We start from the raw sequence: 12,440 nt of genomic DNA on the forward strand, positions 1-12,440 counted from the left end.
AGCAATAAAAGCTATTAAAGTTTGTGAAATTACCAATCAATTGGGAAATAATCCTTCAAAAATTTGCCGCACCAATGCTTACCGGTATTTATACCATCGAATAATGGATCCATAACCCTGGCTGCACCATCAACAATATCCAAAGGGGGCTGAAAATCATGTACTTCTTGTTTCTTTTTCGCCAATTCGGCAGGGTCCTCATCGGTAACCCAGCCAGTGTCCACAGCGTTCATAAAAATACCATCTTTTGCAAGCTCGCCAGCTGCGGTATGCGTTAACATATTCAGTGCGGCCTTCGCCATATTGGTATGCGGATGGCGCGATTCCTTAAAGAAACGGTGGAATTTACCTTCCATGGCCGTAACGTTGATAATATGTTTTTGACCGGTGTTTTCTTTTTTCATCATTTCTGCCAAACGGTTGCACAGTACAAAAGGTGCAACGGAGTTGACCAATTGAACCTCGATCATTTCGGTAGTTTCTATCTCCCCTAATTTTAGTCGCCAACTGTTGGTTTTACGTAAATCTACTTGTTGAAGATCGGCATCTAATTCGCCAGTTGGGAAAACCTCTTGGGCAACCAATGCATTGTCAAAACTATACGGTATTTGTGATAGTTGAGCAGAAGCTCTCAAGCCAATACCAGGTTCTGGTCCGTGCCATGTAACCGGCATGTTTTGGTTTGGTGATGCTTTTGAGCTGAATGTTTTAAGCTCTTCCAAACAGCTTTCATGGTCGCTTAAAACCATTTGGGCAAATTTTGGTAACGATGAGAATTCGCGCTCTTCGTTCTCCATTAAGTGATGGTAGAATCCTGCCGGTCTACGCACTGTTTGCGCAGCATTATTGATTAATATATCCAGTTTGTCATATTGCTGTTCTACAAAATTGCAGAAGATTTCTACACTGGGTATATGGCGCAAGTCTAGACCATGAATTTTAAGTCGGTGCCCCCACTCCATAAAATCTTCCTCCTTAGAAAAACGTAATGCAGAATCTACAGGAAAACGCGTGGTAGCAATGACCGTTGCGCCTCCACGAAGTAACATTAAGGTAATATGATAACCAATTTTTAAACGTGAACCGGTAATCACCGCTACCTGACCTTTAACATTCGCAGTCTGAAATCTTTTGGCATAGTTGAAATCGCCACAATCTGTACACATGGTATCATAAAAATGGTGAAGTTTTGTAAACTCGGCCTTACACACATAACAATTGCGAGGAGTGGTAAGCTCCGGCAAATCTTTACTGGCCAATTCGGCTGCAGGTAGTAATTTTGGCGCAACAAAGACATGGGCTTCACGCGCACTACGAATTCCGGTTTCTTTACGGGCATGTTTGTCACGAACAGCCTGCTTTCTTTTTTCATTTCTTTTGGCGTCCTTTACCCGTTTAGCAAATTCTTGTTTGCTAGGGCGAGATAATTGGCCGGCAGCTTTAATTAAGGCAATACGTCTATCTTCGGGAATTTCAAAAATCTGGTTGGTGTCGTTTACCAAACGATTTAAAATATCAATACAACTTTCAATCTCGTTTAAGTCGATTTCTGTTTCTTTATACTGCTGTTCTTCCTTCATGGTACTACCTTAATAGGGGCAAAAATACTAACAATGCTTAAAGTACGGTAATGCGTACTTTCTTCTTTTTTAATCGGGTGTTGTTCAATTTATTCGCAAGTTCTTTTGATAGACTTTTGGGTACAGCAACAAAAGCGCAATCTTGCTTTAGTTCTATATCTCCCAATTGGTCTCTATTTAAGTCGCCTTGCTTAAAGAAAAGTCCCGCAATATCACCCTTGGATATTTTATCTTTTCTTCCGCCAGATATAAATAAGGTTTCCCAAAACGGGTCGCCTAATTTTTTTGAGGTATTGATTTTAATTGGGGTAGATGCTTCAATAAACTCGGGTAATTTTTCCTTATCCCATTTCAAAACATAAGCTGTTCCCAATTCATTTACTCGCGCAGTTCTACCGTTACGGTGGGTAAACTCTTCTATACGATGTGGTAATTCGTAATGTATGATGAATTTTAGTTCGGTAATGTCAATGCCCCTAGCGGCAAGATCAGTTGCCACCAAAATTCTGCTACTGCCATTTCTGAATTTAATAAGCGCACGTTCGCGATCACGTTGTTCCATACCACCCGAAAAGCATTCGTGCAAAATACCCTGTTCGCTTAAAAAAACGCTTACACTTTCAATACTATCCTTGTAATTACAGAAAATAATACCAGGTTCTTCACCAATAAATTCAAGTAACTGAACCAAAGTGTTCAGTTTGTCTTTCTCTTTGGAAACAACAGTACTTATGGTTAACTGTGATGGAATTTCCTTTTTTAGAAAATTAATTCTTCTTGGGTTTTCCATACCCACAAATTTTGGGATTTTAACGCCCTCGGTAGCCGAGGTAAGAATGCGCCTTTTAAGGTTTGGCAATTCTAGCAAAATTTCTGTCATTTGCTCTTCAAAACCAACTTCAAGCGATTTATCAAACTCATCAAGTACAAGCGTTTTAATATGGTCTTTGGTGAAACGATCTGCCATAAAATGATCTAAAATTCTACCAGGTGTGCCAATTAAAATAGCAGGTGTATGTTTTAGTTCAATCTTGTCCTTGGACATTGCCCTACCTCCATAAATGGCATTTACCTTAAAACCGGTACCCATATCACGCAGCACTTGCTCTATTTGAATAGCCAGCTCACGAGAGGGCACTAAAATGAGCACTTGCACTTCAAGATTGTTTGGGTCTAAAAGGTCTAGGACCGGTAATAGAAACGCCAAGGTTTTGCCAGTACCCGTGGGTGAAAGTAATATGGTGTTGTCCGACGAAGAAATGGTTTCTAATGCCAATTCTTGCATAGGGTTTAACGCATTGATATTCAATTTTGATAAAATATCCTTTTGATTTTTCATGCGTTATAACCCTTTAAAAATATGATATTATGCTTCTTGAAGATCTCGTTTAGATTTTCTATATAAGTAATTTGGAAAAATACTTCTTTTGGCAAATCTGTTTAATTTGTTGGCATTGATCATCTTTTGGAAGATAAGTTTTGTTACCCCAAAATATTCGTATGTAGCACCATCAACAAAAGTAACTTCTAAAACAAGACCGTTATGTTGAAAATCTGCAATGCCAGAAGTAATGCTTTCTTCGTAAGCTTCTTTATTGGCTTCTTTGGTTTCTGGAGCAATACTTGCTAGAAAGTGGTAGCCGTCAATAATTCTGCGACTTTGCACTTCTGCCTCTTCCCTCTTTTCATCACCCTCTTGAAATTTATCTGGATGCCATTCTTTAACCAAGTTTCTGTACTTGGTTTTTAAGGCTTTAAGTTCAATTTCCTTCTCTACCCCAAAAAGTTTTTTGTATTCGTTGATACGTTTCATAACACAGCTTTTTTGCGGCTGCGAAACTACGTCTTATTTTTATGTGAACACCTATAAGATCTTGAAATAACGAAAAATAGAAGGGTTTTAATTCAACTAATCTTTTTTAAGTCCGTTTTGTAAGACCGACTTAATACCGGCAAGATTTTCTGAAAACTCCATCATTTGCGATAAAACCTGTGCCATTTCATTAGCATTGCCAAAACCTTTGATCTTATTATTCTTTACAAATTGCTCTTTTATGGCAGACCATCTTTCATTTTCATCTGTAGAAAGCTGTCCAATTAATTCGTTGTACTTTAATAAATTAGCCTCAGCTGACCCGGTAAGTGTCTGTGCTTCGTTTTCATAATGAGATCGTAGTAAGGTATTTAACTCCTTATCGTTCATTATTGGAACAATTTGGGCAACAAGTTTGTTCATATCCCTATATGAACCTTGTAGTTTAAAAGCAGGCTCGGTTCGGTATTCATCTTGCATAGCCGCGCTTTTAATATAGGTGGCATTAACCTTTAAGAGCACATCTCTAACCTTAAGAACCTTTTCCAATACTTTTTTATATTCCTCAACCTCTTGACTGGAATGGTTTCCTAATAACTGACCTTCATCCGTTTTAGATTCTATTTGGTTGACCAAGGTATATACATCTTCAAACTCCTTGCTTGCCAATTGTTGTAAAATGGGGTTTGCAGTGAGCGAGTTTTCAATTAAACTCAATCTGAACAGATGTTCGGTTTCTCCGATGATATCACCAAGGTTATAGATATCTGCACGGTTTGCCAACATATCTGGAATCTTAAATTTCTCTCCACTTTCGGTATAAGGGTTACCCGCCATAATCACACAGAACTTTTTGCCCCTTAAATCATAAGTTTTAGGTTCATTGTCATAAACCCCTTCTATTTTACGGGTACCATCAGATAAGGAAATAAATTTCTGAAGAAACTCAGGATTACAATGTTGAATGTCATCTAAATATAACATAACATTGTTTCCCATTTCAAAAGCCAAATTCAGCTTTTTTAGTTCTTCCCTTGACGCACTATTATTTGCAGATGCGGGGTCTACGTTGGTGACTTCATGACCAATTGCCGGACCGTTAATTTTCACGAATATTAAGCCCAATCTGTTGGCTATATATTCCATTAACGTGGTTTTTCCGTAACCAGGTGGAGATATTAAAAGCAACATTCCCATTCTATCGGTACGTTTATTGGCGCCAATCGTACCTAGCTGTTTTGCCAGGTTATTACCGAAAATGGGGAAATACACTTGGTCGATCAACTTATTACGCACAAAAGAAGTAAGCACCCTAGGTTTAAACTCTTCTAGTTTTAAATCGTTTTTAAGTTGCTCCGTTATTTCTAATTTGGTCTTTTTAAATTTTTGAAATGCTGGTACTTCACTAATTACGAACAATCTCATTCTAGAAATAAAATCATGGTAATTAAAGATATACGTACCATTGTTTATGGTGGTATGAGATCCTCTTAACTCTTTAATGGTTTCGTTTGGTGAAACAGATTTAATTTTTGAGGCAGATTCATCTCTGAACAATAAAGCCCCAACAATTTCATGTGTATACCTTTTAAGGTCTATTCCTTGGCTTTCTTTTTCTTTGGTTTTTAAAAATGCAGCCACCCATTGTTTAGCTAAACGTACTTTGTCCTCTAAACTAACAGTATCTTCAATACTCTTTTTAAATTTTAAATCTGCCTGTTGTGATTTTAAGAATTTTATAAAGTCTTCCTTCAATTGTATTGCCACACTGCTGTAAACAAATTCAGAATCAGATTTAAGTTCTTCAAATATATAGGAAGCAATATCTTCACTCAGTAATGGGTCATAAAGCGCAGTATTTCCTCCAAATTGAGCTACTAAACCCTGTATTTTTTCAACGACGGAAGCATATTCATTTGATGTTGGAAAGTACTGCAGAACCTCACCTGCTGTTTTTAGACTTTTATCCAACTCGTTTTTCACCTCTTCATTTAAACTGTTCCAGAAAAATTGGGCGTATCCTCTTATTTCTGGTCGGTAAGTAAGCAAACCTAATTCATGATGTTTGTGAACCAATAGCTTTAATAATCTTGATGCATCTACATCATGAACACCTTTTACATAACCTTCAGAATAGTCATTTCTACTCTGTTCTTGAACTACCTTCAATAACTCATCGTCATTTAGCGATAGTAACTCATCTTCGCTAAAGTTGGAAAACAATTTATAGGCTAAGTAGGCACCTCTATAGATTTCATCGGTTTCAGATACATACTCTTGGTTCCATAAATGTCTATTGTTTACAAACTCCTCATTATCCAATTGTTTGTAGAAATCGGTCCCCGTTAAATGATAATTTAGTTCATTGTCATGAAAAACAATGGTTAAATCCAATTGCTGCTTGTTAACACCAAATTTGTGCTTTCCTAACCTAATGACACTGTCGCCATCTTCATAAAGATCAAGCTTATCCTTTAATTTTCTAAGTGCATCTTCTCGGGCAGTTTTAAGTTGGGTCTCTATCTCTTCAGCTTTTCCACTATCATCTAACTCTTGCAGTTGGGTAATGATGTCGCGAAGCTTATTGATCATTAGGTCCGATGCAAAATACCCGTTGATTTCAACCGCAGTATTAAAACTCTGTGCCTTCTTTTGAACTCCTTTTAAAATACGCTTAGAAGCATTGGTCAATGCGCTTGACTTCTTATTTCGTTTTTCAATCAAGGAATTTTTTCGGGCATCAAAAGCAGCATATACCTCTTCTCTTTTTTCAATGATGATTTCAATAAATTCTTCAAAATCCGTGAATTTGCCCTCAAGCTCCTCGAGTTGAATAGATGTTTTGGTTTGATATTCATCGCACTTCTCAGGAGTGGTTGCCATGTCAATATAATTGATGATACTTTGATCAATCAACTTTAATTGTGCGGCAAATTCTGCCTTTGCCTCAGATATGCCCAAAGAATTTCTTTTGTTCTTTAAAGCCGCCTTTAGCTCATTTATCGTGGAAAAAATCAACGATATATCATCTATTATTTTGGTGGAATGTGCAGTATCCTCTATCTCTAAATTTGAAACAATATCAATCAACATTTCAAGATCGGTACTGATTTCATTGATTTCTTCTTCCTTTTTCTTGGCTTCTATTACCTTTTCAACGGTATCTATAAAACTCTTTTTTTCTTCTAAAGCTTTATGGTAAGGTTGTAAGGCATTCGGATTCAATAAAAACTGTACGCAGCGCTCAGATATTTTTTTAGTTTGAGCTTCAATTTCCTCTTCTAGTGATTTAAGAAATTCCAGGTCAATATATCTAACCTCTTTTAGCGAAATGACTTCACCCCTAGTGGATCGTAAACGCGTTAAAAGTGCTACGAATTCATCAATACTTTTAAAAGATGTACTCTTAATTTTATTGAATAGTTCCGATGAGTTTTTTTGAATTTCCTTAGATTGATTTTGAGCGTTTTTACGAAGCTGTACAACCTTCTCAAATTCATCTATAGCGGCATTGGACGCTTTATTGATTTCCTCTATAGGAACATTAAGCTGATGCGTTTCCGGTTCTGGCAACCAGTAATATGCATCTATAATATCTTTTGAAAACTTGGCGATATCACTGTAGAGACCCGCATAGTTATCATTTTTGTTCAATAAGGTAATTAAGCTGTTTACTTCAGCCATTGCCCGCACGATGTCCTTATTGCCAATTTTGTACAACAAAGTATCTTCATGTTGCGATGGCATATAATCACCTTTCAAATAAGGAGTTTGCCAAATTTGTACTACGTGGTGTTTGGTCTGCTCCTGCTCTGTCTTAAAATAGCATAGTTCACCATTTTCTAAAATGGTAAATCCGTTACAAATTATTGGTGTTTTTATAACTTGACTAATGATGTTGAAGGACATAAGATTATAGAGTCCTTCATTAGCTGCATAAAACACGTAAAGAAAATCTTCACCGTTGGGCGATACAATGCGTTGCTGAAATTTTACATTCGGTATAGCATTGTCAAAAATGTGATATTCTCCGGTTTGTAAATAATATCCGGTTGGGAAAATGATTCCTTGATCGTCGGGAAGAAGAATACAGGCATCTTTTACAGATTCTATTTTTTGTACCTCTTTCATTTTATCGTTAAAGACAAAATAACGAGGCGACTCTTGAAATGGTTTTATTTCTAGAACCAACAAGTTTCCTAAATCTCCAAAACGATATTGACCATCATCTAAAGTCTGGTCTACATACTCAACAGGTTCATCAAAAATACCTTTGCCTTCTTCGGTATTATCTTCAATTTTTATAGTTAGGTCACCGCCAATGGTTTCAACAAATACACGATCTTTAATAGAAACATGTGAGTGCACACCATAGCGGTGCATGTCTCTACTTGCCTCTTGCCACTTAAATTCTTGTTGAACCGGAAATTTATATTCATGTTCACTTCTGTTGTCAACATATTTTAAAGTATTGTTGACCAATAACCATTTAAAGGTTTTTATATCTGTAGGGCTATCGCTTAAACGAAAGACCATATGTAGATAATTACCAATGATGGCAAAATTGGAGAATATAGTATTTCTGTAATACTTGTACAGATTGGTGAAATCTGTTTTAAAAGTATCATCCTCTAAAAGACCAAGGTCTATTGCCTTAAAGCTATTATCCTCAAAGAGATAACAACTAAATACATCTTTAATGTTGATGTCCGTCCTTAGCCCAAAATGAACATTATAACCAAACAGACACGTATTACCAAAAGAAACAATATCCCGTGCAATACAGTTGTTCTCCGTGTTGATGCGGTCATTAGCAATAAGCTTGGTCTCTAAGGAACCAAAAACTGTTTTTCTGTCATTGTTAAGGTCAACTAACTTGTTCTGTAACAGCTCTTTTTGCTTCTGTAATCTATTTTTGATAACATCATATGTGCCACCGTCCAATACATGCTCTTCCGTAGTGTCTGTTTGGGTATGCTCTGCCATAAAAATTCTTAGGCTTTATATTACATTATTAATTTAGTTGAAGTAATAAGCTTTGGTGTTAACGCAATTTCTTATCACTCATTCCTAAACCTTTGGCAAGGTTGAATAAATTGCTGAACAAGGTTTGCTCATCATTATCGCTGGACTTAGATTTTAGGTCCATCAATAAATTTGCAATGGTTAAATTCTTAAGATCATCTGAAGAAATACCATATTTATCAGCAAATTCTTTCACCTTTTCCAAAAGGTTGCCCTTTACGTCATCACTACCTAAAATAGCATCTTTTACATCTTGAATGTTGGTACTGTTAGCTACGAGCCTGTCATAACCTTTACCTTTGGTAATTTGCCCGATAATCTGGTCAAAGAACATTGTTTCACCACCAACGATATCAATTTTGGCAGCTTTCAATGCATCTCCAATAACTTGTGCTTGAGCATCGGCAATATCTTTCTGGATATTAATTTGAGCCAGGTCAATTTGTAATTCTTTGTCTAAACGCAGCTTGAACTCTTCATGCTCTTTACCAACACCATCTAATTTCTTCATGGCATTCGCTTTTTCTTCTATACCGGCAGCATCTGCTAACGCTTTCTCTTTAATTACATCTGCTTCCGCTAAACCATCTTTACGTTTTGCTTCCGCTTTGGCCTCAATACCTGCAGCCTCTGCTTTTGCCTTTTTCTCAATGATAAGCGCCTGTACAACACCTTCACGCTCATAGGCATCTGCTTTGGCATGCATTACTTGTGCTTCGGACATACCAACGGTAGCTTCCTCTTTAGCTTGAGCTTCAGCCAAAATCTTACGTGCTTCGGCTTCTTTCTCACTAGCTTCTTTATGTGCTAGTGCTTCAATATTGATTTCCTCCGCTTTTTGCTTGGCCGCTTCTTTTTGAGCTTCTGCCGCTTTGATTGTTTTGATCAAATCTTCTTGTGCAATAGCCTCTGCAATGGTAATCTTAACTTGTTTTTCACGATCTGCAGTCTTGAAAGCCTCTATGTCTTTCATGTTCTCCTGCTCTTCCACTACTCCTTTTTCTAGGGTAACACGATCACGAATGACATCTTGAATGTTCTTCTTTTCTATTTCTACTACCTTTTCTTTTTCAATTTGCGCAAGTGTAACAACTCGCTCTCTTTCCGTAGCCTCTAATAAACGGTCTTTTTCAACTCTTTCGGTTTCAACAGCATCTGTACGTTGTTTGTTTTTTAACGCTACTATGATTTGTCGCTCCATATTCTCTTCAGCAACCTTCACCTTTTCCTGTGTTGCAATACGTGCGGTTTCAGACTTTAAACGCTCTTCTTCGGCTACTTTTAAAGTTTCTGCTTCTTCGCGAGACTTTATGTTAGAAATTTCTCTTTTTTGTTGCTCCTCTTTTTCCGCTAATTGCTTGTCCAGCTCAAGAATAGCCTCGCGAGCTTCAACATCTTGTTTGCGGATTATTTTCTCCTCATCGCGCTTAATAAGGTTCGCTTTAATGTTTTGTGCAGCGGTTAGATCGGTAATTTTTTTGATACCTTCAGCATCTAAAATATTATCGGCCTTTAAATGGGCAACAGCAGTTTGTTCCAAGTAATCAATGGCACAATCTTCTAAAGTATAGCCGTTTAGGTCAATACCAATAATATCAACAATTTCATCTCTAAACTCCCTACGGGCTTCATATAATTGAATAAAATCGAATTTTTTACCCACGGTTTTTAAAGCTTCCGAGAATTTGGCCTCAAAAAGTTCTTCAAGCGTTTCTTGTCTAGAGGCTCTTTGTACACCAATAGTCTGTGCTACCTTTTTAATAAGGTCAACCTCGTTGTTTACTCTAACAAAGAACGCCACTTTAATATCTGCACGCATATTATCTTTACAGATAAGACCTTCTGTAGCCAGCCTTTCTATTTGAATTTTCTTTACCGAGATATCCATTACCTCTACACGGTGAAATACAGGAACCACATAAAGACCTTTATCGGTGGCTACCTTTGTGCCACCAAAACCAGTTCTTACCAAGGCTTGACCCTGATGAACCTTTTTGTAGAACATGGCAATAATTGCAAAATAAACGATGATAAGGAAAAGAAGAACTCCTAGACCTATACCAATAATTGAAAAGATGGATTCCATAAATGATTTAAGATTTATTGATTATAAGATTGAACTAAAAAGTGTGTGTGATCCGCAGATCTTTTAATAATAAGTACAGAACTGCCATAGGACAAAGGTTTACGGTCTAACGATTTTACGTAAATAGAATGACTGTTACCATCTGCTTTTACTTCTGCATTACCCAGTTTATCTTCACTAATACTGGATAACATAATTGCCTGTCTCCCCAAAAAATCCACTGGGGCGTCACCATCCTTATTCAATTGCTTAAAAAATCCTTTAAACGGAGTGGTAAGAATTTTATTGATAAACAAAGCAGGAATAAGAACCGCAATCATTATGATAAAACCAATGTAGTTTTCATAGGTACCTGTAAGTGTTGTAAGCATGGTAGTAGCAAACCACCAAACGAAAATCCAGAAGGTAAAGGTGAACATGAACGGTAAGCCAACAAAGTTGAAATAAATGAGAAATATTTGCCACTTTTTTAAGGGTTTACGTTTCTTACCTATAACATCGTCTTTATTGACTTCTGCATTTGAAATGTCCTCAAAATCTAGATTTCCGCCTTCAATACCGGCATCAAAATCTATATCTGCATCTACCTCTATATCTACATCAAGGTCATAATCAAGACCACCGATCATGGTAATGATCCAGTAGATAATTAGAAGTATCAACAGTACGGTCAGCGTAATGTTTACTTCAGAAAATAATATGTCGGTTAGTTGATTCAAGTTCTTATTTTTTGGATTTTGTGAACCCTAATTGTTCTTTTAATTTTTGAAGTTCGTCATCTGCAGCAGCTTCTGTGGTATCTGCAGCTTTATCTAGTTCTTCATCAATAGATTTACTAGCATTGGCAATATCACCATACGCTTCGGCCAAGGCCTCTTCTTGCGCTATTTTTTCTTTCATACGCTCAAGCATAGAAACCGTACCACTACTGTCCAGCTCTGCCATTTGCTTGTTTAAATTTTTGGTAGCATTACTTACTTTAACACGTGCTTTTAACGTTTTAAGTTCATTTTCCCAATTATTTATATTCGCCTTTAACGCTTCAACGTTGCCTTGCATTTGACTTACATTGGCTTCGAACTTTTCAGTTTCTACCTTTGTAGCCTCTAGTTGTTTCTCATTGGTCTCTTTTTGAATTAAAGCTTCTTTTGCCAACCTGTCCGCCTCATTAACATTTAATTCTTTCTTCTGTGCCTTTTTAAGTATTATGATTGCTTTATCTTGATATTCTTTAGCTTTGTTTTTAAAGATATCCTGGTCATTTTTTGAACGAATTGCCAAGGCTTTGACTTGGGCCAAGGCTTCTAGACTTTTTTCCAAATCTAGTTTCATATCCCTTATTCCCTGCTCCGTCATTTTTATGGGATCTTCCATTTTGTCTATTGCTGAATTTGTTTCAGCTTCTCCAATTTTAAATAGTCTTTTAAATATATTCATGATGTTATTATTTTAATATTTAGAAAATTCAATTATTTGTTCAGAGTATTCACTCATTAAAAGGCTTAAAGAATTTAAACTAGCTTCAAATTCGTTTAAATCCATATTTTCAATTTGAAGTGTATCCCTAAAAATAACTTTGCTTGCAGATTCATCTAAGACAAAAGCACCATGTATGATGTCACGGTTCTTTTGAAGTAAGCTTTTAAAAACCTTTTCAGATTGATTATGAACGGAAAAAATAAATTGTTCCATAATCAATATTGGAGGGGAAACTCCCAAAATCAAATTTTTGATTCCGAAATCTTCTTTTTCCACGACCATGATACCATCTAGCCTATTCTCTTTAACGATGCTAAAATTTAGTTCTAGAAGATAATCTCTAGTTATATTATAGTGATTTTTCATATTGTTGGTTTTGTAGGTGGTTTCTTTATTATCAATAATACAAAATTTAATTGGTGTCCTTTATGAAATTGACAGTAGGAACGCTAAAACG

At 36.5% G+C, this 12,440-nt stretch carries 8 protein-coding genes; all 8 read right to left on the reverse strand.

From position 1 onward, the window contains the following. Positions 1-29: 29 nt before the first annotated feature. A complete protein-coding gene (locus tag CHB68_RS08285; RefSeq protein ID WP_074673853.1) occupies positions 30-1,580 on the reverse strand; it encodes an SDR family NAD(P)-dependent oxidoreductase in 1,551 nt (516 codons plus the stop codon). A gap of 37 nt (positions 1,581-1,617) precedes the next feature. Continuing rightward, entirely contained in the window at positions 1,618-2,919 is a 1,302-nt protein-coding gene (locus CHB68_RS08290) for a DEAD/DEAH box helicase (RefSeq protein WP_089260373.1), read from the reverse strand. A gap of 27 nt (positions 2,920-2,946) precedes the next feature. After that, complete coding sequence (locus CHB68_RS08295; protein WP_089260374.1) at positions 2,947-3,393, reverse strand: KTSC domain-containing protein; 447 nt, start codon at positions 3,391-3,393, stop codon at positions 2,947-2,949. Between the two features lie 96 nt (positions 3,394-3,489). Next, positions 3,490-8,379 (reverse strand): DNA repair ATPase, encoded by a 4,890-nt coding sequence (locus CHB68_RS08300; RefSeq protein ID WP_089260375.1) that lies wholly within the window; start codon positions 8,377-8,379, stop codon positions 3,490-3,492. Positions 8,380-8,437: 58 nt separating this feature from the next. Continuing rightward, positions 8,438-10,504 (reverse strand): flotillin family protein, encoded by a 2,067-nt coding sequence (locus CHB68_RS08305; protein ID WP_089260376.1) that lies wholly within the window; start codon positions 10,502-10,504, stop codon positions 8,438-8,440. 14 nt (positions 10,505-10,518) lie between these two features. Then, positions 10,519-11,223 (reverse strand): OB-fold-containig protein, encoded by a 705-nt coding sequence (locus tag CHB68_RS08310; RefSeq protein WP_089260377.1) that lies wholly within the window; start codon positions 11,221-11,223, stop codon positions 10,519-10,521. A gap of 4 nt (positions 11,224-11,227) precedes the next feature. Further along, positions 11,228-11,941: a PspA/IM30 family protein gene (locus CHB68_RS08315; RefSeq protein ID WP_089260378.1), complete on the reverse strand. Its 714-nt coding sequence runs from the start codon at positions 11,939-11,941 to the stop codon at positions 11,228-11,230. 12 nt (positions 11,942-11,953) lie between these two features. Further along, positions 11,954-12,349, reverse strand: coding sequence for a molecular chaperone Tir (locus CHB68_RS08320; RefSeq protein ID WP_089260379.1), 396 nt, complete (start codon positions 12,347-12,349; stop codon positions 11,954-11,956). Positions 12,350-12,440: the final 91 nt, after the last annotated feature.

Source organism: Maribacter sedimenticola (assembly GCF_900188415.1).
Taxonomy (GTDB): Bacteria; Bacteroidota; Bacteroidia; order Flavobacteriales; family Flavobacteriaceae; genus Maribacter; species Maribacter sedimenticola.